13 protein-coding genes are annotated in these 21,871 nt (G+C 60.7%); 5 read left to right on the forward strand and 8 right to left on the reverse strand.

Annotated elements, in window-relative coordinates:
- Positions 1-153: 153 nt before the first annotated feature.
- The 8 genes from ACYZUC_RS17800 to glnE form a co-directional block, all read right to left on the reverse strand.
- Positions 154-1,605 (reverse strand): lipopolysaccharide kinase InaA family protein, encoded by a 1,452-nt coding sequence (locus ACYZUC_RS17800; protein ID WP_461989502.1) that lies wholly within the window; start codon positions 1,603-1,605, stop codon positions 154-156.
- A complete protein-coding gene (locus tag ACYZUC_RS17805; RefSeq protein WP_461989503.1) occupies positions 1,605-2,357 on the reverse strand; it encodes a lipopolysaccharide kinase InaA family protein in 753 nt (250 codons plus the stop codon). Before ACYZUC_RS17805 ends, ACYZUC_RS17800 begins: the two co-directional genes overlap by 1 nt.
- The gene (locus ACYZUC_RS17810) at positions 2,354-3,088 is read right to left on the reverse strand and encodes a lipopolysaccharide kinase InaA family protein (protein WP_461989504.1); all 735 of its coding nucleotides are present in this window, start codon (positions 3,086-3,088) and stop codon (positions 2,354-2,356) included. Before ACYZUC_RS17810 ends, ACYZUC_RS17805 begins: the two co-directional genes overlap by 4 nt.
- On the reverse strand, positions 3,088-3,894 hold the full coding sequence (rfaP, locus tag ACYZUC_RS17815) for a lipopolysaccharide core heptose(I) kinase RfaP (protein ID WP_461989505.1): 807 nt from the start codon (positions 3,892-3,894) through the stop codon (positions 3,088-3,090). The genes ACYZUC_RS17810 and rfaP overlap by 1 nt, the downstream gene beginning before the upstream one ends.
- The gene (locus tag ACYZUC_RS17820; protein WP_461989506.1) at positions 3,891-5,015 is read right to left on the reverse strand and encodes a glycosyltransferase family 4 protein; all 1,125 of its coding nucleotides are present in this window, start codon (positions 5,013-5,015) and stop codon (positions 3,891-3,893) included. Before ACYZUC_RS17820 ends, rfaP begins: the two co-directional genes overlap by 4 nt.
- Positions 5,015-6,076 (reverse strand): lipopolysaccharide heptosyltransferase I, encoded by a 1,062-nt coding sequence (gene waaC / locus ACYZUC_RS17825; protein ID WP_461989507.1) that lies wholly within the window; start codon positions 6,074-6,076, stop codon positions 5,015-5,017. The genes ACYZUC_RS17820 and waaC overlap by 1 nt, the downstream gene beginning before the upstream one ends.
- Position 6,077: 1 nt before the next feature.
- Positions 6,078-7,112: a lipopolysaccharide heptosyltransferase II gene (gene waaF / locus ACYZUC_RS17830; protein WP_461989508.1), complete on the reverse strand. Its 1,035-nt coding sequence runs from the start codon at positions 7,110-7,112 to the stop codon at positions 6,078-6,080.
- Between the two features lie 282 nt (positions 7,113-7,394).
- Positions 7,395-10,334 (reverse strand): bifunctional [glutamate--ammonia ligase]-adenylyl-L-tyrosine phosphorylase/[glutamate--ammonia-ligase] adenylyltransferase, encoded by a 2,940-nt coding sequence (gene glnE / locus ACYZUC_RS17835; protein WP_461989509.1) that lies wholly within the window; start codon positions 10,332-10,334, stop codon positions 7,395-7,397.
- Positions 10,335-10,718: 384 nt separating this feature from the next.
- Between glnE and aceE the strand changes: the two genes are divergently transcribed.
- From aceE to msrA, 5 genes are all read left to right on the forward strand, one after another.
- The gene (gene aceE / locus ACYZUC_RS17840) at positions 10,719-13,364 is read left to right on the forward strand and encodes a pyruvate dehydrogenase (acetyl-transferring), homodimeric type (protein WP_461989510.1); all 2,646 of its coding nucleotides are present in this window, start codon (positions 10,719-10,721) and stop codon (positions 13,362-13,364) included.
- An 11-nt stretch (positions 13,365-13,375) separates the two neighbouring features.
- Positions 13,376-15,340, forward strand: coding sequence for a dihydrolipoyllysine-residue acetyltransferase (gene aceF, locus ACYZUC_RS17845; RefSeq protein ID WP_461989511.1), 1,965 nt, complete (start codon positions 13,376-13,378; stop codon positions 15,338-15,340).
- A gap of 271 nt (positions 15,341-15,611) precedes the next feature.
- Complete coding sequence (locus ACYZUC_RS17850) at positions 15,612-17,006, forward strand: alkaline phosphatase D family protein (RefSeq protein WP_461996726.1); 1,395 nt, start codon at positions 15,612-15,614, stop codon at positions 17,004-17,006.
- Positions 17,007-17,793: 787 nt separating this feature from the next.
- Positions 17,794-20,487 carry a putative bifunctional diguanylate cyclase/phosphodiesterase gene (locus ACYZUC_RS17855; protein WP_461989512.1) on the forward strand — a complete coding sequence of 898 codons (2,694 nt, stop codon included), beginning with the start codon at positions 17,794-17,796 and terminating at the stop codon, positions 20,485-20,487.
- Positions 20,488-20,611: 124 nt separating this feature from the next.
- On the forward strand, positions 20,612-21,259 hold the full coding sequence (msrA, locus tag ACYZUC_RS17860) for a peptide-methionine (S)-S-oxide reductase MsrA (protein WP_461989513.1): 648 nt from the start codon (positions 20,612-20,614) through the stop codon (positions 21,257-21,259).
- Positions 21,260-21,871 lie beyond the last annotated feature (612 nt).

The raw sequence follows: 21,871 nt of genomic DNA on the forward strand, positions 1-21,871 counted from the left end.
AGTTCATGGGGTCCGGAGATCATGTAGGACATTTCATAAGAATTTGTCCGCCAATCTCGGGGGGACTGTTCCGGCCCCATCGCGAGCAAGCTTGCTCCTACAGGATCTGCAGCGAGCACAGAATGTGTGTTTGCCGCAGACCCTGCAGGAAATTCAGGCAGCGCTGGAGATATCTTTGGGCAGCCGCTGATCGATGACCTGATACAGCGCGCTGCTCTCAGGCCAATTGCGCATGAACCGCGCCCGGTCCCGCGCATACGCGGGAGCGAAGCTGGCGAGCGAGCCGTGCTGACGCATCGCGTCCAGATCGATCAGTGCCCAGCGATCTTCCTGCCAGAACAGGTTGTGGCCCTTGAAGTCGCCGTGACTGATCCGCTCGCGAATCAGCTCTGCAAACAACTGATCCAGTGCCACCAGCTCTGCCTCGGGCGCTTCACCGCTTTCAACGTACGGCGCAAACCGCTCGATGATGTCCGGCCCCGGCAAATGCTCGGTCACCAGATACGCCCGGCTGCGCAACCAGAGAAACCGCTGTTCCAGCACGGCCAGCGGTTTCGGCGTGGCGATACCGAGGAATGCCAGCCGATTGCCTTCGCGCCATGAGTGCCAGGCACGGCTCGGGCGCCAGAAGCGCTTGAGCCAGTGGGCAAAGCCCTTGATGTTGTAGCGCTTGATTACCAGCGTCCGACCGTCCACCACGACTTTTCCGACACTCGCCGCGCCGCCGGTCTTGTACAGATGGCCCTGATCGAGCAATGCATCGGCCTGCTCCAGCACCGGCAGCATCGCCGCTTCTTCCTCGCGGCGAATCGCCCGCAACCCGAAGGCCCCGCGCTGCACACTGAACAGCGTGCATTCGCGTCCGACCTTGATCAGGAAGTCTTTGAGGCGCCAGCTGCGGACCTTGTCGATCTGCTTCTGCAACGCTTCCATGGGCAAGGCATGCTCGCCATTGCTCAACAGGTAATACACCAGCAATTCTTCGGTGAAGGGCTCCAGCGCCTTGGGCAACTGGGCGAAAAACACCCCGAGGTTTTCCAGGACTTTCTGCCGCGACAATGGCTGGCCGGGGGTTTCGCTGCAGATCCCCGCGCCGTCGATCAGATACAGTCGACCGCCCTGGCGCAGCAGGTTGTCCAGGTGCAGGTCTTCCTGCCACAGCCCTTTGCGGTGCATCTGGCCGATCGCGCCCAACGCCTCGGCCAACACGGCCCCTTGCCCATCCGCGAGCACCGGCAAGTGCTCGACCTGTTTCCAGGTATCCCCCAGGCTCTCGGCGCCTTCAAGGAAATCGAACAGCAGCCAGCCGCCCTCGCCGTCCTTCAAGCCGTCGGCCAGCAGCTGCGGCGTGGTCAGACCTTGAGCGGCGAGCAAGCGCACACCGTCCAGTTCTCGCTGGAAATGCCGGGGCGCCTTGTTGCCGACCAACAACTTGGCCAGCACCGGCCGACCGCGCCAGACACCGGCGCCGACATAGCGCTGCCCCGGCAACACCCGCAACAGACTCAACAATTGCAACTCGGCAGGGCCGGCGGCATCGGCCAGTGAAACGCTCAGCGGCAGAGCCGGGCTACGGCCGGCGTTTTTCAGTTCGGACAAACGCATCAGCGCGCCTCCTTGTGGCTGCGCCGCGCAGTCAGCCGCGCCAGCCAGCTGTCGATCAGCGAACTGTCCTTCGATTGATCCAGGTAAGCGGCCAGCAATTCACGCACCTGCGCATCGCTCCACTCGGGCGCCCGCCGCGTCAACGGCTCCAGATCCTTGACCCGGTCACGCCGGCCCCACAGCAGCGGCCGGGTTTTCTCCAGGTCGATCAATTGGGCCTGGTAACCGTCGCCGGTGGCCCGCAGAAAAATGTGCTTGGGATAGAAGCAGCCATGAACCTGAGCCGCCGCGTGCAGGTGCCGAGCCAGCTCGCCACACGCCTGCAAAATCGCCGAGTGCTGCGCACCACTCAACTCCGACCAGCGCTGCAACAGCGAATCCAGGTCATCCCAACCGTCCAGCGCACGGGTCAGCAGAATCGCGCGGACTTCGCCCTCGACCTTGCGTTCACCGAAGAACGCCGCTTTCAGCGCTGGAATGCCGAGCTTTTCATAACGACTGATATTGCGAAATTCCCGGGCAAAACTGGGTTCGCCAAACGGCGCATGCAGCGTGCGCATCTGGTAGTTGCTTTGCCGTTTGAGGTAGAAGCCGTGACCTTCAAGATCCAGCCGAAACACGCTGCTCCAGCCACCGCGCACGGTGTTGGGCTCATCCACAGCATCGAGCTGCCGAGCCCAAAGCGCATCGAAGTTGCCGAGGCCGTGGCGCTCCAGTAGCGCACGGTCTTCAGCAGCCAGAAAATCAGTCATTCGCGTCCCTCGAAAAATCTAACCACGTGCCGGATCCGTTTTTTGTCGGCGGCATTGAGTCGTGTCCTTTGGCGGTATTGCAAGTAAAAGCGCAGGCGCTGGGTGGCCGACAGCTGATACTTGGCGACCTTGTCCAGGCACGCCAGATCCTTGGTGATGCGGTACTTGAGCCAGAAACCGCGCCAGAAATCACCATTGGGGCAATCGATCAGGAACAGACGCGCCTGATCGTCGATCAACAGGTTGCGCCACTTCAGATCGTTATGGGTGAAGCGGTGGTCGTGCATGGTCCGGGTGTAATCGGCCAATTGTCGACTGACATGATCGACCCAGGCGCGGTCCGCCAGCTTTGGATCATGCCGCTCAGCCAGCACGGACAGGTCTTCGGTACGCGGCAGTTCACGCGTGATCATCGCCCCGCGATTGTAGGCCGCACCGCGCCGCTCCAGCCCCCAGGCCACCACTTCAGCGGTGGGAATGCCCCACTTGGCGAAGCGCTTGAGGTTTTGCCATTCCATTTTCACCCGTGGCTTGCCCAGGTAGCGGCGCAAGCCCTTGCCCGCGCCGACGTAGCGCTTGACGTAATAGTTGACGCCATTGCGCTGGACACGAATGACTTCGGACAGCAGGTCGTGAGTCAGACGTTCACCCTGAAGCGCAAATACCGCATCGAGGCTGCCGAAGTCTTCGGTCAGATCGCTGTAGGCAGGTTCCAGTTTCCAGCCCGACATCAGAGCGCATCCCCGTATCGCTGTTTACGGTCGTAGAGTTTGTTGGCCTTGCCTTCCAGCCAGGCGAGCAGCCCCGCTTCTTCCGACAGAACCTGGCGCAGCGGTTGCTGGAAGTAGCCCTTGAGGAAACGCAATTTGTCGCGCTGGGTCAAGCCGATGTCCAGGGCCGAGAAGTACAGCGCCGCCAGATCCTTGTTACGCCAGCGCTGGGTGATGGCCGGGCGGGTCTGGGCGCGGTGCAGGTCGATCACCGAGAGTTTGAAATCGTCGGCAGTCACCGGTTTGTCGGTGTGCAACAGGAAGTGGCAGATGTAGCAGTCGCGATGGTTGACCCCGGCGCGGTGCATCATGCCGGTCATGCGCGCGACTTCGGCGATCAGCGCGCGCTTGAGTTTTGGCTCCGGCGGTTGCTTGACCCAGTCGATACTGAAATCTTCGAGGCTGACGGTCGGCGCCAGCTCTTCGGTAACGATGAACGAATGCTGATCCGCCGGGTTGCTGCCCTTTTCACCGTAGGCGACAGCGGTCATGGTCGGCACACCGACTTCCTGCAGGCGCTGAATGGCTTTCCACTCCTGGCCCGCACCAAGCACCGGCAGTTTGGCGGTCAGCAGGTTCTTGAAGATCTCGCCCCAGCCAATGCCACGGTGGATCTTCACGAAAAAACCATTGCCGTTCACTTCAGTGCGCAAGGTCCGGCGCGCTTCCAGCTCGCGATAAACCTCGCCCTGCAAGCCTTCGACTTCGGCGAACGGGTCGCGTCCGGCCCAAAGGCTCTTGAACGGTTCAGCCAGCATCAACTTCATTTAGCGTGCTCCGCCAGAATCACATCGGCCGCGTGTTGCGGCATGCTGTAGAGGTCGGCCGTCTCGGCGAAAGCCAGACCGTTGCGGCTCCAGGCCGCCCGTGCTTGAGCGTCGTTCAACATGCTGGTCAGGTATTGCGTCAGTTGCGCCTGATCGAAGGGTTCGTCCAGCACCAGGCCGGCGTCGGCTTCAGCGATGTAATGGGCATAACCGCACACGGCGCTGACCAGTACCGGCAACCCGGCCACCAGGGCTTCGAGCAACACGGTCCCGGTGTTTTCGTTGTACGCCGGATGGATCAACAGGTCGGCGCCAAGCAGAAAACGCGGGATATCGCTGCGGCCCTTGAGGAACGTCACGTTGTCGCCGAGCCCCAAAGTGGCACTCTGCACCTGGAATAACTTGGGGTCATCCTGGCCAATTACAAACAACCGAGTGCGTTTCTTCAGGTCAGCGGACAACGCGGCCAGCGCCTTGAGGCTGCGATCCACGCCCTTGGTCTTGAACCCGGAGCCGATCTGCACCAGCAGCAACTCGTCGTCCTGCAGGTTGAATTCACGACGGAACCCGGCACGAATCTCAGCCGCATTCGGTGGCGCGCGACGGTCCTGAGAAATGCCCGGCGGCAGCAAATGGAAGCGTTCCAACGGCGTGTCGTAATGCTTGATGAACAGCGGCTGCTGGACTTCGGAGATCATCAGCACTTCTGTCTTGGCGTCCTTGGCGAACACCGCGCGCTCGTACTCGGCGAAGTGCCGGTAGCGGCCCCAACGACGGTACAGCGAGTTGCGCAGGTTCTGCGCCTTGTCTTCGAAGCAGCCGTCGGCGGCGTAGTAGACGTCCAGGCCTGGCATTTTGTTGAAACCAATCAGACGGTCCACCGGACGCTTGGCCAGATCGGCCTCCATCCACTCGCTGAGCTTCTCGTTGCGACGATGATTGAAGAACGCCTTGACCGGCGCCACCAGCACTTCGAAACCCGGCGGGATGTCGCCTTCCCAGATCAGCGTGTAGACACGAATCTGATGACCGCGCTGCTGACATTCCAGGGCGATGCGCATGAAATCGCGCTGCAAGCCCCCGAACGGAAAGTACTTGTACAAGACGAATGCCAATTGCATCAGCGCAGCTCCTCAGCCAGTAACAACGTGCTCAGTCGGGTCGCGACACGCTCGGGATTCAAACGCGTGAAGCACAGCGGCAACTCGCGTTTCAGGTCAAACCGGCGGGCATCTTCGGCCGTCGGTTGATAGGTGCATTTCTTTTGCAGGCACGGTGCGCAGGGGAAATCGCTGGCCATGTGAATCTGTGCCTTGCCATACGCGCCGGTCAGGCCAGGGTTGGTCGGACCGAACAGCGACAGCGTTGGCACATCGAGTGCGGCCGCGAGGTGACCAAGACCGGTGTCCACCGCCACGCACGCCTGCGCGCCGGCCAGCACTTTGCCGATGCCCGCCAGGTTCAACTTGGGCAGCACTTCAACGTGGCGCATGTCCTTGGCGATGCGTTCAGCCCGGGCCTTCTCGGCCGGATTGCCCCATGCCAGCTTCACGCCGACGCCCAGATAACCAACGCGCTCGGCCAGTTCGCGCCAATAGGCTTCAGGCCAGTGTTTGGTGTCCCACGTGGTGCCGTGCAGGAACAGCACGTAAGGATTCTTGCGCGGCAATTCCACCAGGCGCTCGACGTTCAAGCCGTAATCGCCCAGACCTTTTGGCAAGTCATAGCCCAGGGCGATGGCGAACAACTGACGCACTCGCTCCACCGCGTGCTGACCACGGGCGACCGCCAGGCGTCGATCATAGAAACGCGCAGCGATCGGCTCCCGCGCCGAACCTTTATCGAGGCCCGCCACCGGGGCCTTGACGTAGCGGGTCAGCAAGGCGCTTTTCAACAGGCCCTGAGCGTCAATCACCAGATCATATTTCGTGGCGCGAACGCTTTGCTTGAAGCGCTTCCACTCGCCACTCTTGATGGTTTGCCAGATGTTCTTGCGCCAGCGACGGATCGCCACCGGAATCACCTTGCCCACGGCCGGGTGCCAGGTCGGGATCTCGGCGAAACCTTCTTCCACCACCCAGTCGAACGTGATGCCGGGAATCGCCCGGGATGCGTCGGTCAACGCCGGCAACGCATGAATCACGTCGCCCAGCGAAGAAGTCTTGATCAGCAGAACCCGCAAACTATTTGACCTCGACCACAGTGCCCTGCAACCGCTGCAAGGCTTCGTTCACCGCTTGCGGCATCAGCTGGCGCAGGCAGTTGTAATGACCAAAGCGGCACGTGCGATCAAAGCACGGGCTGCATTCGATGCCCAGGCGCACGATCTCGACATGTTCGGCCAGCGGTGGCGTGAAGCCCGGCGACGTCGAGCCGTACACCGCCACCAATGGACGGTTCAGCGCCGCCGCGACGTGCATCAGGCCGGAATCGTTGGACACCACCGAGTCCGCGCAGGACATCAGGTCGATGGCCTCGGCCAGGGACGTGCCGCCACTGAGGTTCACCGACTCTTCACGCAGCCCGGGAATCAGTCGCGCGCGAATGTCTTCGCCCACAGCGTGATCGTTTTTCGAACCGAACAGCCAGACTTGCCAGCCTTCGCGAATCTTCGCCTCGGCGACCTTGGCGTAATGCTCGGACGGCCAGCGCTTGGACTCGCCAAACTCGGCACCGGGGCACAGCGCCAACACCGGACGGTCGAGGCTCAGGCCGAATTTGGCCAGCGCCGCTTCACGGGTGACCGGATCGATCTGCAAGGTCGGGCGCGGATACGGTTTCGGCAGTTCAAGGCCGGGCTCGTACGCCAGCGCCATGAAGCGCTCGATCATCAGCGGGTAACGTTCTTTGTCCAGCGTGCGCACGTCATTGAGCAAGCCGTAGCGGAACTCGCCACGCCAGCCGGTGCGTTTCGGGATACCGGCGAAGAACGGCACCAGCGCCGACTTCAGGGAATTGGGCAGCAGGATCGCCTGGTCGTACTGACCGGCCAGGGATTTGCCGATGCGCCGACGCGTCGCCAGTTCCAGCGCGCCGTGGCCGAGCGGAAAGCTCAAGGCCTGGCGAACTTCGGGCATGCGCTCAAGAATCGGCCGGCTCCACTCGGGGGCCAGCACGTCGATTTCGCATTGCGGGTGGCGTTGCTTGAGACACTGAAACAGTGTCTGCGCCATCACCATGTCACCGACCCAACTGGGCCCAACGATCAGAATTTTCATGTGGTTTCCAAAAACGAACCGGGGAGGCATACGCCTCCCCGCCTCGAGAATTCTACAAAACACTGCAGATCTACTGTGGGAGTTTGCTCCCACATTGGGTATTGGTGCACATCCAGTGCGGTGCAGCTTAGCTGCCTCAATCTACAAAACAACGCTGCTCTACTGTGGGAGCGAGCCTGCTCGCGAAGGGGACATAACATTCAACATCTATGCTGCCTGACACGTCGCCTTCGCGAGCAGGCTCGCTCCCACAGGGGTATCTATCGTTTCAAGTATCCGGTTTCAGCTTAACCCCAACTCTTTCCAGATCCGCAACACCTGCCGCCGTTCGTCCGCGAACTGGTCGCCCGGTATCACCCCGGCGTCCTTCTGCAAGGCCTGCCGGTGCGCGGCGGAGCGGTAGGCTTTATAGGCCTCGCGCAACAGGCTGGCGTCTTCGGCGGGCATCAGCCCTTCGTGTTCCAGCTCTTCCAGAATGCGGATATTGTCGGTCCAGCGCAGCAATGGCGGGTGTGTTTCGGACCACGCCAGAGCCGCGTATTGCACCATAAATTCAATATCGACGATACCTCCCGCGTCCTGCTTGAGATCGAACGGCGCCGTGGCTTCGAAGGCATTCGCCCCGGTGCCGGCCGCGGTGCTCTTGCTGCCAAGGTTATCGCGCATCTTCGCGCGCATCTCACTGACCTCCTGACGCAAGGTCGGCAAATCCCGAACTTTGCCCAATATCGCCGCGCGAACCTTCTCGAACGCTTGGCCGACATCCTGACTGCCCACCAGCACCCGCGCCCGTACCAGCGCCTGATGCTCCCAGGTCCAGGCTTCGTTTTCCTGATAACGGGCAAACGCCCCGAGCGAACTCACCAACAGACCGGATGCACCGGACGGCCGCAGGCGCATGTCCACTTCATACAGCTGACCGGAGTTGGTCTGGGCCGTGAGCAAGTGAATGATCCGCTGCCCCAGCCGGGTGAAAAATTGCGCGCCGTCGATCGGTTTCGGCCCGTCGGTTTCTGCCTGCGGATCGCCATCGTGAATGAACACCAGGTCCAGGTCCGAACCATGCCCCAATTCCAGCCCGCCGACTTTCCCGTAACCGACAATGATGAAGCCGGGATCGCACAAAGTGCCATCGGTGCGCTGCGGCGTGCCGTGTTTGGCCACGGTCTGGCGCCAGGCCAGGGCCAGCACTTGTTCCAGGATCGCCTCAGCGAGCCAGGTCAGGTAATCGCTGACTTTCATCAGCGGCAGGCTGCCGGCGATTTCCGACGCGGCGACGCGCAAACGGTGCGCCAGTTTGAAATGGCGCAGGGCTTCCATTTGCTGTTCGAGGTCATCCTCGGGGATTCGCGTCAGGCGCTCGCGCAACTCGGCGGCCAGTTCCGGCGCCAACGGCGGCTTGAACAACCGGCCTTCGTTGAGCAGTTCGTCGAGCAGCAGCGGGAAGCGCGTGATCTGTTCAGCGATCCACGGGCTCGCGGCGCACAAGGTCAGCAAACGTCGTAGAGCGCCAGGGTTTTCAGTCAACAGCACCAGGTACGCGGAGCGTCGGGCCACCGCTTCGACCAGCGGCAGCACGCGCTCCAGCACCAGATCTGGGTTGGCGTGCTCGACCGCCTGGGCCAGCAACCGTGGAATGAACGCATCAAGGCGCTCGCGACCCAAACGCTGCATCGCGCGCAATTGCGGGCTGCTGCGCAGGCTGGCCAAGGCTTTCAGCGCTTTGGTGGCATCGGCGAAACCGCCCTCCTCCAACTGGCGACAGGCGGCCTCTTCGTCCTGCGCCTCCTCCCACAATGGCAGCCATTCACCGCCGACCACCACTTCGCTTTCGGTGCCTTCCTCTTCATCAGGGTCGGCGATCACCTGGCCAAAGTGCCAGGCCACGCGACCGCGCCAATACATCAGCATCTCATGGAAGGCCTCCCAATCGGCGAAGCCCAACATAAAGGCAATGCGCGCCTGATCCTGCGCGCCGTCCGGCAACATCTGGGTCTGGCGGTCGGCAATCGCCTGGATCGCGTGCTCGGTGTAACGCAGGAATTCGTAGCCTTCGCGCAGCTCGCTGATCACCGCCGGCGGCAGGTAACCCTGACCTTCCAGCGTGCTCAGTACTTTTAATAGAGGACGTTGTTGCAGGCTCAGGTCGCGGCCACCGTGGATCAGTTGGAACGCCTGGGCGATAAACTCGACTTCGCGGATGCCGCCGGAGCCGAGCTTGATGTTGTCGGCCATGCCCTTGCGCCGGACTTCCTGCTGAATCAGCTGCTTCATCGTGCGCAGCGCTTCGATGGCAGAGAAGTCCAGGTAACGCCGATAAACGAACGGGCGCAGCATGTCTTGCAGCTGCGCGCCGGCCACCTGGTCGCCGGCCACCACCCGCGACTTGATCATCGCGTAGCGCTCCCAGTCACGGCCCTGATCCTGGTAATACTGCTCCAGCGCGTTGAAGCTCAACACCAGCGCACCCGACGAACCGTAAGGGCGCAGGCGCATGTCGACGCGGAACACGAAGCCGTCGACGGTCATCGGGTCCAGCGCCTTGATCAGGCGCTGACCGAGGCGGATGAAGAATTCCTGATTATCCAGCGAGCGTTTCACGCCGACGGTTTCGCCGCCCTCGGGGTAGGCGAAGATCAGGTCGATGTCCGACGACAGGTTCAGCTCGACCGCGCCGAGTTTGCCCATGCCGAGAATGACCATCTGCTGCGGCTCGCCGCTGCGCCGGCCGGTGGGCACGCCGAACTGCTGGCAATGCCGCGAGTACAACCACTGATAGGCCTGATCGATGCTGGCATCGGCCATGTCCGAGAGGTCGCGGCAAGTCTGGACCAGATCGGCCTGACGGGTCAGGTCGCGCCAGATGATCCGCACTTGATGGCGAGTGCGCTGACGGCGCAGGGCGCGACCGAGCTCGTCTTCGGTTTCAGCCGCGTTCACCGCTGCCGCAATCTGCGCACACAGTTCGCCGGGAGCATAGCCACGGTCCAGCTCACCGGACTGTACCAACGCCAGCAACATCAAAGGGTCACGAACGCTCTGTTCAATCACGAAGTCGCTGGCGGCGGTGACGCGGGCGAATTGCGCCCAGCGCTCAGGCGTCCAGCCGGACAGGCCATGATCGTCATCGAGTGCCTCGACGGCCGTACGGAACGACTGCTCGGCGCGGGTGACAAACGGCAGGAGAATGCCGGGCAGTTCGGCAAGCGTAGGGAGGCTCATGGTCTATCCTTGATCGGCGTGTAGGAGGCTGCATGTAGTGAATTTTCAAATTGCACTACCTGATCGACTGTCGAACAAAGGTTAGAAATAGCTGAAATTTCTTTATTTTTGGCAGGCAGCATCAAGCTTTCACCTTTTTCGGTTGGCAAAAGACCAACCTTAACGATTATTCTCACAACGCAGCCGGAGGCCACAAGCCGCTCATCTGTAGTTTTACTACTCGTATATACATTCGAATTGCTGAAATGCCCGATGATTTGTAGTAAAACTACACGCCGCCGAATCCTACCTCTCGGCAATCCAAGAATTTATATCGTCTGCCCACAAGGCCAGTCGCAAACTCAGGCAACCGATTCTGGAAGCCTTTCCGCCCTGGAGCAAGCCATGCAAGACCTCGATCCCGTCGAAACCCAGGAATGGCTGGACGCCCTGGAATCGGTTCTCGACAAAGAAGGCGAAGACCGCGCTCATTATCTGATGACCCGTATGGGCGAACTCGCAACCCGCAGCGGTTCGCAATTGCCTTACGCCATCACCACGCCATACCGCAACACCATTCCCGTTACCCACGAAGCACGCATGCCTGGCGACCTGTTCATGGAACGCCGCATTCGCTCGCTGGTACGCTGGAACGCGATGGCCATGGTGATGCGTACGAACCTGAAAGATTCTGACCTGGGCGGTCACATCTCCAGCTTCGCCTCCAGCGCCACCCTGTACGACATCGGCTTCAACTATTTCTTCCAGGCCCCGACCGACGAACACGGCGGCGACCTGATCTACTTCCAGGGTCACACCTCGCCAGGCGTTTACGCCCGTGCGTTCATGGAAGGCCGCATCACCGAAGACCAGATGAACAACTTCCGCCAGGAAGTGGACGGTCAGGGCCTGTCGTCCTATCCGCACCCTTGGCTGATGCCTGATTTCTGGCAGTTCCCGACTGTATCCATGGGTCTGGGCCCGATCCAGGCGATCTACCAGGCGCGCTTCATGAAGTACCTGGAAGCCCGTGGCTTCATTCCGGAAGGCAAGCAGAAAGTCTGGTGCTTCCTGGGCGACGGCGAGTGCGACGAGCCGGAATCCCTGGGCGCGATCTCGCTGGCTGGCCGCGAGAAGCTCGACAACCTGATCTTCGTCATCAACTGCAACCTGCAGCGCCTCGACGGCCCGGTTCGCGGCAACGGCAAGATCATCCAGGAACTCGAAGGCGTGTTCCGCGGTGCTCAGTGGAACGTGACCAAAGTCATCTGGGGCCGTTTCTGGGACCCACTGCTGGCCAAAGACGTCGACGGCATCCTGCAACGTCGCATGGACGAAGTCATCGACGGCGAGTACCAGAACTACAAAGCCAAAGACGGCGCGTTCGTGCGTGAACACTTCTTCAACACGCCAGAACTCAAGGCGATGGTTGCAGACCTGTCCGACGACGAGATCTGGAAACTCAACCGTGGCGGCCACGACCCGTACAAGGTCTACGCGGCGTACCACGAAGCGGTCAACCACAAAGAACAACCGACCGTCATCCTGGCCAAGACCATCAAAGGTTATGGCACCGGTGCCGGCGAAGCGAAAAACACTGCGCACAACACCAAGAAAGTTGATGTTGAAAGCTTGAAGCTGTTCCGCGATCGTTTCGACATTCCAGTCAAAGACGACCAGCTGGAAAACCTGCCGTTCTTCAAGCCAGAGCCAAACAGCGCCGAAGCCCGCTACCTGAGCGAGCGCCGCACTGCACTGGGCGGCTTCGTGCCACAGCGCCGCGCGCAGAGCTTCAGCGTACCGACGCCATCGCTGGATACGCTCAAGGCGATCCTCGACGGCTCGGGCGACCGTGAAATTTCCACCACCATGGCCTTCGTGCGGATCCTCGCGCAGCTGGTCAAGGACAAGGAAATCGGCCCGCGCATCGTTCCGATCATCCCGGACGAAGCCCGTACCTTCGGTATGGAAGGCATGTTCCGTCAGTTGGGCATCTACTCGTCCGTCGGCCAGCTCTACGAGCCAGTCGATAAAGACCAGGTGATGTTCTACAAGGAAGACAAGAAGGGCCAGATCCTCGAAGAAGGCATCAACGAAGCGGGCGCCATGAGCTCCTTCATCGCTGCCGGTACTTCGTACTCCAGCCACAACCAGCCAATGCTGCCGTTCTACATCTTCTACTCGATGTTCGGCTTCCAGCGTATCGGCGACCTGGCCTGGGCTGCCGGCGACAGCCGTACCCGTGGCTTCCTGATCGGCGGCACCGCCGGCCGGACCACGCTGAACGGCGAAGGCCTGCAACACGAAGACGGTCACAGCCACATCCTGGCTGCCACCATCCCGAACTGCCGCACCTATGATCCAACCTACGGCTACGAGCTGGCGGTGATCATTCAGGACGGCATGAAGAAGATGACCGAAGAGCAGCAGGACGTTTTCTACTACATCACCGTGATGAACGAGTCCTACCAGCAGCCAGCCATGCCGGCCGGTGTCGAGGAAGGCATCATCAAGGGCATGTACCTGCTCGAAGAAGACACCCGCGAAGCGGCGCACCACGTTCAGCTGATGGGCTCCGGCACCATCCTGCGTGAAGTCCGTGAAGCGGCGAAGATCCTGCGTGAGCAGTTCAACGTTGGCGCCGACGTGTGGAGCGTTACCAGCTTCAACGAACTGCGTCGCGATGGCCTGGCCGTCGAGCGCACCAACCGTCTGCACCCTGGCCAGAAGCCTAAACTGAGCTACGTCGAAGAGTGCCTGAACGGCCGTCAAGGTCCGGTCATCGCGTCTACCGACTACATGAAGCTGTTCGCTGAGCAAATTCGTCAGTGGGTCCCGTCCAAGGAATTCAAAGTCCTGGGCACCGACGGTTTCGGCCGCAGTGACAGCCGCAAAAAGCTGCGTCACTTCTTCGAAGTCGATCGTCATTTCGTGGTGTTGGCAGCCCTGGAAGCATTGGCTGACCGTGGTGACATCGAACCTAAAGTGGTGGCTGAAGCCATCGCCAAGTTCGGTATCAACCCGGAAAAACGCAACCCACTGGACTGCTGAGGAGAGATTCTGTGAGCGAACTCATTCGCGTACCTGACATCGGCAGCGGTGAAGGTGAAGTAATTGAACTGTTTGTGAAGGTCGGCGACCGTATCGAAGCCGACCAGAGCATCCTGACACTTGAGTCGGACAAGGCGAGCATGGAAGTGCCTGCGCCGAAGGCCGGTATCGTCAAGAGCCTGAAAGTGAAGCTGGGCGATCGCCTGAAAGAAGGCGACGAACTGCTGGAGCTGGAAGTCGAAGGTGCCGCTGCCCCAGCCTCTGCATCGTCCCCTGCGGCTGCCGCGCCAGCAGCCAAAGCCGCAGAGAAACCGGCCGCTGCTCCAGCGCCGGCCGCTCCTGCTGCTGCGCCTGCTGCCGCTTCGGTTCAGCAAGTGCACGTGCCGGACATCGGTTCGGCGGGCAAGGCCCAGATCATCGAGATCCAGGTCAAGGTCGGCGACACCGTCGAGGCTGATCAGTCGCTGATCACCCTGGAATCCGACAAGGCGAGCATGGAAATTCCATCGCCTGCCGCTGGCGTGATCAAAGCCATCAGCGTCAAGCTCAACGACGAAGTCGGCACCGGCGACCTGATTCTGGACCTGGAAGTGGCAGGTGCTGCGGCACCGGCTGCGGCCGCGCCAGCTCAGGCGGCTGCTCCTGCCGCTGCACCTGCGCCAGCCGCTGCCGCCCCGGCCGCACCGGTTGCCGACAGCGTTCAGGACATTCACGTCCCGGACATCGGTTCGGCAGGCAAGGCCAAGATCATCGAAGTATTGGTCAAGGCCGGTGACACCGTCGCCGCCGACCAGTCGCTGATCACCCTGGAATCCGACAAGGCGAGCATGGAAATCCCATCGCCTGCCGCTGGCGTGGTGGAAAGCGTTTCCATCAAGCTGGATGACGAAGTCGGTACCGGCGACCTGATCCTGAAACTGAAAGTCAAAGGCGCTGCGCCTGCCGCTGCCCCGGCTCCGGCATCGGCTCCAGCCGCTGCGGCACCGAGCGCTCCTGCGCCAGCCGCCGCTGCTCCTGCTGTTCCAGCACCTGCGGCGGCCCCGGCCAAATCGGGCGCCAAGGTTCACGCAGGCCCTGCAGTACGCCAACTGGCCCGCGAATTCGGCGTCGAGCTGAGCGCGGTCAGCCCAAGCGGCCCGCACGGTCGTGTGCTGAAAGAGGACGTGCAGGTTTACGTCAAAGCCATGATGCAGAAGGCCAAGGAAGCACCGGCCGCTGCTGCCGGCGCAACCGGTGGCGCGGGCATCCCGCCGATTCCGGTCGTGGACTTCAGCCGCTTCGGTGAAACCGAAGAAGTGCCGATGACTCGCCTGATGCAAATCGGTGCGTCGAGCCTGCACCGCAGCTGGTTGAACATCCCGCACGTGACTCAGTTCGATTCGGCTGATATCACCGAGCTGGAAGCGTTCCGTATCGCTCAGAAAGCCGTTGCAGAGAAGGCTGGCGTCAAGCTGACCATCCTGCCGCTGCTGCTCAAATCCTGCGCGCACCTGCTCAAGGAACTGCCGGACTTCAACAGTTCGCTGGCACCAAGCGGCAAAGCAATCATCCGCAAGAAGTACGTGAACATCGGCTTCGCCGTCGACACCCCTGAAGGCCTGCTGGTACCGGTCATCAAGAACGTCGACCAGAAGAGCCTGTTGCAACTGGCAGCCGAAGCCGCTGCGCTGGCTGCCAAAGCCCGCGACAAGAAGCTCACCGCTGACGACATGCAAGGCGCCTGCTTCACCATTTCCAGCCTCGGCCACATTGGCGGCACCGGCTTCACGCCGATCGTCAACGCGCCGGAAGTGGCGATCCTCGGTGTTTCCAAGGCAACTATCCAGCCAGTCTGGGACGGCAAAGCCTTCCAGCCGAAACTGATGCTGCCGCTGTCGCTGTCCTACGATCACCGTGTGATCAACGGCGCCGCTGCTGCACGCTTCACCCAGCGTCTGAGCAGCCTGCTGGCGGACATCCGCACCATCTTGCTGTAACACCGGCCGGCCCTCCTTCACTGGAGGGCCGTTCGCGTTTCACGTTTTCCGAGCGCCACGCTCGTACCTCAACCCCGCCAATTTGGCGGGGCTTTTTTTGACTTGAAGAAAGTCACTTTCCTACGTTCGTGGTTGAGTTAGCCCACAACTTGAGTCCACTTCGGCACGATATTTTTTGCTGGCCTCCCACTAGGCTTAGTTACACAAATGACTGACAAAAAGTTCAGTCAACTTACTTGAAAAGTCAGTACCTCTTCGAATGGATTCGAATATGTTTAAACCTACAGTCGGCCCGATTATTGGCCACACTACAACTCAACATGCCCGTATCTTTTTACGTGGCGAGTTACAAGAAGACACTTTGGTATTTGGTGGAATTCGTTATCGACGCAGCGGTGATACGCCGTGGTCCAAAGCAATATTCAAACAACTGACAAGCGCGCGAGACATGTGCGACGTCTTTGCCCTCAACGATCTCGCCACCGATACCGAGTACGAATACCAGGCAGGCTGGTTCAGCCCCATGAGCCCCGTGCACACCGTGGAGACGGTTCAGGAACTGCCGTTGCAATGGCCCAGGCATGTTTACCGTTTCAGCACCCAGTCTGGCAATCCGGCAGCGTCACGGGCTTACATCGTCGGGTCATGCCGTTACCTGCGGATGACGGTCGGCGCACCTTCGTTCCCGCATCTGGGCGACCGGATCTTTGCCACCATCACGAATCTGGTGCAGCGCGCCGAAACGCCCATCAGCGCCCTGTTGATGACCGGCGACCAAGTCTATATCGATGACTTGAACATCATCGCCCCTGATCGGGAATACAAGGAAATACTCAATAAGTACCGAATGGCTTTTTCCCAGCCACACATTTCAAAGTTGATGTCTGGCACGCCGACTTACATGATCCTTGACGACCATGAAATCGAAGACAACTGGCCCGCCAATAAAAACAAAAACGATGACCTTCTCTATAACAATGCCATCGCCGCTTATGAGTTATATCAAGCCAGCCATAGCCCGGCGCATGAGTTGCTTAAAGATGGAAACATCGATCGACACCTGAAGCGCTATTGGTATCAATTCACCAACGGGGATATCGAGTGGTTTGTCACCGACAGCCGGACCCGGCGCAACCTGTCGGCCGGCGACCGGCGCATTCTCGACGAAGAGCAGGAGCAGGCCCTGTGCGAATGGCTGATCCACAGCCCGGCCCGGGTCAAATTCGTGGTCACCAGCGTGATGTTCTACCCCGACCGAAAACGCCTGGGCGATGACGCCTGGAAAGCCTTTCCGGAGCAACGACTACGGTTGCTGGAGACTATTCGTACACGCCGCATCAAGAACGTGTTCTTCGTGTCCGGTGACGTGCACGGCTCCCTGACCAGTCGATTGACCCATAGCGAAGACCCGGATTTCGAGGTGCACACCATCGTCTCCTCGCCGCTGTGCAACAGCAAATTGCTGCCCTACGCCAAAGCCTCCACCTTCATCCTTGATCAGCCATTGGTGCGGACTGCCGCCGGAGATTATCGGCATGAACTGACCAGCGAGGTGATCAGCCAGGACAATTTTGCGCACCTGATCGTTGAGCCCGATCAGATCCACGTCCGTTATCACGACCGCGACGGCAAATTTTTACAGTCGACGAGCATTACGTTGCGGTGACGCAAGAACATCGCCAGCAAGCCGGCTCCTACAGAATTTACGCGACCCCCTGTAGGAGCCAGCTTGCTGGCGATGGCGGCCTCAAACTCTGCGCCGCCCTTCAGGCCGCCATCGCTGGCAAGCCAGGCTCCTACAGGTCCGGTATCGCCCCGCAGATCGAGAAATCACGCAACCCCCTGTAGGAGCTGGCTTGCTGGCGATCGCGGCCTCAAATTTTGCGCCGCCCTCCAGACCGCCATCGCTGGCAAGCCAGGCTCCTACAGGTCCGGTGTCGCTCCGCAGATCGAGAATTACTCCACCTTCCCCTGTAGGAGCCAGCTTGCTGGCGATGGCGGCCTCAAATTTTGCGCCACTCTCAAGGCCGCCATCGCTGGCAAGCCAGACTCCTACAGGTCCGGTGTCGCTCCGCAGATCGAGAATTACTCCACCTCCCCTGTAGGAGCCAGCTTGCTGGCGATGGCGGCCTCAAATTTTGCGCCGCCCTTCAGACCGCCATCGCTGGCAAGCCAGGCTCCTACAGGTCCGGTATCGCTCCGCCGGTTGTGAATTACCCCACCTCCCTGTAGGAGCCGGCTTGCTGGCGATCAGCCGCAACGCTTTTTCCAGCGAAATACGTTAGTTTTCAGTCATTACTGAAGAAATGCTCACGCCGGCCGACATATTCTTATAGCACTTGGCCTTCATGTCTCTTGTCAGTCGGTGTCGCAATGATGCAACCTTGCCGCAGGCAACAGTAAAGAGGGCGAGAGCCCGGCGCGATCAGCACATTCGAAGCGAGTTTCCCTCCATGAAAAGCCAACCCGATGCCGCCAGCCGTATGGTGGCCGAGGTAGTGACGCAGTTACCGGTGCCCTCGCGGCTCGGCATGCTGCGTTTCGAACGGCTGAATGAACCCAGCTGGGCGCTGCTGTTTCTCGATCCCAATTGCGAGCGACAGTTCGGCCTGCCCGCGGTGGAGCTCTGTGCGCTGGTCGGTTCGCCCTACGCCAGCCTGATGGAGCCCGAAGCGCGCTATCAGCTGCATGACGCGGTCCAGCACCAACTCACCGACAGCCCGCATTACCTGATCCGCTATACCTTGCACACCGCCGCAGGCACCTTGAGCCTGCTGGAACTGGGCGAAGCCTACAAACAACACAATCGACACCTGCTGCGCGGCTACCTGCTGGTGGTCGATGGCATGTTCGAAGGCGAGCCGCTGCTGCCGGCGCTGGACCTGGAAACCCAGAATTCGCGCCTGCAGATCGCCCTGGAACTCAATCAGCGCGCCCAACAGGAACAGCTCCTGCACCTGGACCGCGTGCGCGCCCAGCAAGACTTGATCCTGCTGCTGACCCGTCAGCGCTACAGCACCGGCAATTCCCTGCAAGAAGCCGCCGAGCTGATCACCCGCAGCGCCTGTGACATCTACGAAATCGACTGTGCCAGCCTGTGGAACCTCGACGGTTCGATGTTGGTGCCGATCTCGGCGTATCACCGCGCCACCCAGGAATACGCCCTACCGGCGCCGATCGACATCAGTGGCTTCCCCGATTACATGGACGCGCTGCACGGCAGCCGTGCAATCGATGCCCACAATGCGATTCGTGATCCGCGCACCCGGGAAATGGCCGAAAGCCTGCGCCCGCGTGATGTGAACGCGATGCTCGACGCCAGCATTCGTGTCGATGGCCAAGTGGTCGGCGTGCTCTGTCTGGAGCAGACCGGTGCGACCCGCGCCTGGCAGTCCGACGAAATCGCCTTCGCCGGCGAGCTGGCCGACCAATTCGCCCAGGTCATCAACAACCACAACCGTCGCACCGCCACCAGCGCCCTGCACCTGTTCCAGCGTGCGGTCGAGCAAAGTGCCAACGCCTTTTTGCTGGTCAATTGCGACGGCGTGGTGGAATACGTCAACCCGAGTTTCACCGCGATCACCCAGTACACCACCGAAGAAGTCCACGGCCAGCGGCTGTCGGAACTGCCGGCCCTGGAAAACCTCAGCGAACTGCTGTTCGACGCGCCCTCGGCGCTGGCCAAGAGCAACAGTTGGCAGGGCGAATTCAAGAGCCGCCGCAAAAACCTCGAACCCTACTGGGGCCAGTTGTCGATTTCCAAGGTGTACGGCGACAACCGTGAGCTGACGCACTACATCGGCATCTACGAAGACATCACCCAGACCAAACTCGCCCAGCAGCGCATCGAGCGCCTGGCCTACACCGACAACCTGACCAACCTCGGTAACCGCCCGGCGTTTATCCGAAATCTGGATGAACGTTTCGCCCGAGACAGCGATACCCCGATCAGCCTGCTGCTGGTGGACATCGACAACTTCAAGCGGATCAACGACAGCCTCGGCCACCAGACCGGCGACAAACTGCTGATCAGCCTGGCCCGGCGCCTGCGCAACAGCCTGATCCCTAGCGGCAGCCTGGCGCGCTTCGCCAGTAACGAATTCGCCGTGCTGCTGGACAACACCGACCTCGCGATGGGCCAGCAAGTCGCCAACCAACTGCTGGCGACCCTCGACAAACCGATGTTCGTCGATAACCAGCTGATCAGCGTCACTGGCTCCGTGGGCCTGGCCTGTGCGCCGCTGCACGGCCGCGACCCGCAAACCCTGATGCGTAACGCCGGGCTCGCCTTGCACAAGGCCAAGGCCAACGGCAAGCATCAGGTCCAGGTGTTCACCGAAGCGCTGAACGCCGAGGCCAGTTACAAACTGTTCGTCGAGAACAACCTGCGCCGCGCCCTGACGCAGAACGAGCTGGACGTGTTCTACCAGCCCAAGCTGTGCCTGCGCAGCGGTCGCCTGCTGGGCATGGAAGCGCTGCTGCGCTGGAACCATCCGGAAAAAGGCATGATCCGCCCGGACCAGTTCATCAGCGTCGCCGAAGAAACCGGGTTGATCATCCCGATCGGCAAATGGATCGCACGCCAGGCCTGCCGCATGAGCAAAGACCTGACGGCCGCCGGCCTGGGCAATCTGCAAGTGGCGATCAACCTGTCGCCCAAGCAGTTCTCCGACCCGGACCTGGTGTCGTCGATTGCCAACATCCTCAAGGAAGAAGCGCTGCCGCCGAGCCTGCTGGAGCTGGAACTGACCGAAGGCCTGCTGCTGGAAGCCACCGAAGACACCCACTTGCAGCTCGACCAGCTCAAGCGTCTGGGCCTGACCCTGGCCATGGACGACTTCGGCACCGGTTACTCGTCGCTGAGTTACTTGAAAAAATTCCCCATCGACATCATTAAGATTGATCGAAGCTTCATTCACGAAATCCCGGACAACCAGGACGACATGGAAATCACCTCCGCAGTGATCGCCATGGCCCACAACCTGAAACTCAAGGTCGTGGCTGAAGGCATCGAGACGGCCGAACAGCTGGCTTTCCTGCGCCGCCACCGCTGCGACGTCGGCCAGGGCTACCTGTTCGACCGACCGATCCCGGGCTCCGAGCTGATCGAAAAGCTCAAGCGCTACCCACGCGGCCCACTCGCCTGAGCACACCGCATTCCCTGTAGGAGTGAGCCTGCTCGCTCCCACATTGGGTAGTGCTTAACCAGGCGGCATTGGGCAAACTGGCGGTCTGACTACCTACATTTAAACCTGACTGAGAGGACTGATCATGGTTCTGCGCTCGGAAATTCTGGTGAACAAAAACGTGCTCCCTACTAAAGAACAAGCTCTGCCTGGCCGCGAAACCCCGATGACCGTGCCGGAAAAACACTTCGTCCACGACGCCCCGCTGCTGGGCCCGTTCGCCATGGACGTGGATTTTGCGATCTTCGGTCTGGGCTGCTTCTGGGGCGCGGAACGCAAGTTCTGGCAGCGTGACGGCGTGGTGAGTACGGCGGTGGGTTACGCCGGCGGCTTCACCCCGAACCCGACGTATGAAGAAGTCTGCTCGGGCCTGACTGGCCACAGCGAAGTGGTACTGGTGGTCTACGAGCCGGCGAAAGTCAGCTATGAAGAACTGCTGAAAATGTTCTGGGAACTGCACAACCCGACCCAGGGTATGCGCCAGGGCAACGACATCGGCACGCAGTACCGCTCGGTGGTCTACGCCACCAACCCAACGCAACTGGAAGCGGCAAAGAACAGCGAAAAAGTGTTCCAGGCCGAACTGACCAAGGCAGGTAAAGGCACCATCACCACAGAAATCGAAGAAGCGCCGACGTTCTACTTCGCCGAGGCCTATCACCAGCAGTACCTGGCCAAGAACCCTGAAGGCTACTGCGGGATTGGCGGCACCGGCGTCACCTGCCCAATCTGACCCAACGCAGATTCAATTGTAGGAGCCGGCTTGCTGGCGATAGCAGCGGGAAGTCTAGCGTTGATCTCCCGGACGCCATCGCCAGCAAGCCGGCTCCTACAGGTTATGTGTCAGTCACGATATTGCAACTGATTGGCGGGACCAGCGTCACCCACCGAATCCGATCTGACGCAGATCCAATTGTAGGAGCCGGCTTGCTGGCGATGACGGCGGGAAATCCAGCGCGGATCTCCCGGCCGCCATCGCCGGCAAGCCGGCTCCTACAGGTTATGTGTTAGTCACAAAATTGCGCTCGACACACGACTGATTGGCGGGACCAGCGTCATCCACCCAATCCGATCTGACGCAGATCCAATTGTAGGAGCCGGCTTGCTGGCGATAGCAGCGGGAAGTCTAGCGTTGATCTCCCGGACGCCATCGCCAGCAAGCCGGCTCCTACAGGTTGTGTGTCAGCCACGATATTGCGCTCGGCACACGACTGATTGGCGGGACCGGCGTCATCCACCCAATCCGATCTGACGCAGATCCAATTGTAGGAGCCAGCTTGCTGGCGATGACGGCGGAAAATCCAGCGCGGATCTCCCGGCCGCCATCGCCAGCAAGCCGGCTCCT

It is taken from the genome of Pseudomonas sp. GT1P32, from assembly GCF_054897805.1.

What these genes read in the sequence shown, in the direction of transcription:
- waaF (WP_461989508.1), bottom strand. Translation starts at nt 7,112, where the DNA reads ATGAAAATTCTGATCGTTGGGCCCAGTTGGGTCGGTGACATGGTGATG.
- ACYZUC_RS17805 (WP_461989503.1), bottom strand. Translation starts at nt 2,357, where the DNA reads ATGACTGATTTTCTGGCTGCTGAAGACCGTGCGCTACTGGAGCGCCAC.
- rfaP (WP_461989505.1), bottom strand. Translation starts at nt 3,894, where the DNA reads ATGAAGTTGATGCTGGCTGAACCGTTCAAGAGCCTTTGGGCCGGACGC.
- ACYZUC_RS17855 (WP_461989512.1), top strand. Translation starts at nt 17,794, where the DNA reads ATGAAAAGCCAACCCGATGCCGCCAGCCGTATGGTGGCCGAGGTAGTG.
- ACYZUC_RS17810 (WP_461989504.1), bottom strand. Translation starts at nt 3,088, where the DNA reads ATGTCGGGCTGGAAACTGGAACCTGCCTACAGCGATCTGACCGAAGAC.
- aceE (WP_461989510.1), top strand. Translation starts at nt 10,719, where the DNA reads ATGCAAGACCTCGATCCCGTCGAAACCCAGGAATGGCTGGACGCCCTG.
- msrA (WP_461989513.1), top strand. Translation starts at nt 20,612, where the DNA reads ATGGTTCTGCGCTCGGAAATTCTGGTGAACAAAAACGTGCTCCCTACT.
- ACYZUC_RS17820 (WP_461989506.1), bottom strand. Translation starts at nt 5,015, where the DNA reads ATGCAATTGGCATTCGTCTTGTACAAGTACTTTCCGTTCGGGGGCTTG.
- glnE (WP_461989509.1), bottom strand. Translation starts at nt 10,334, where the DNA reads ATGAGCCTCCCTACGCTTGCCGAACTGCCCGGCATTCTCCTGCCGTTT.
- ACYZUC_RS17850 (WP_461996726.1), top strand. Translation starts at nt 15,612, where the DNA reads ATGTTTAAACCTACAGTCGGCCCGATTATTGGCCACACTACAACTCAA.
- ACYZUC_RS17800 (WP_461989502.1), bottom strand. Translation starts at nt 1,605, where the DNA reads ATGCGTTTGTCCGAACTGAAAAACGCCGGCCGTAGCCCGGCTCTGCCG.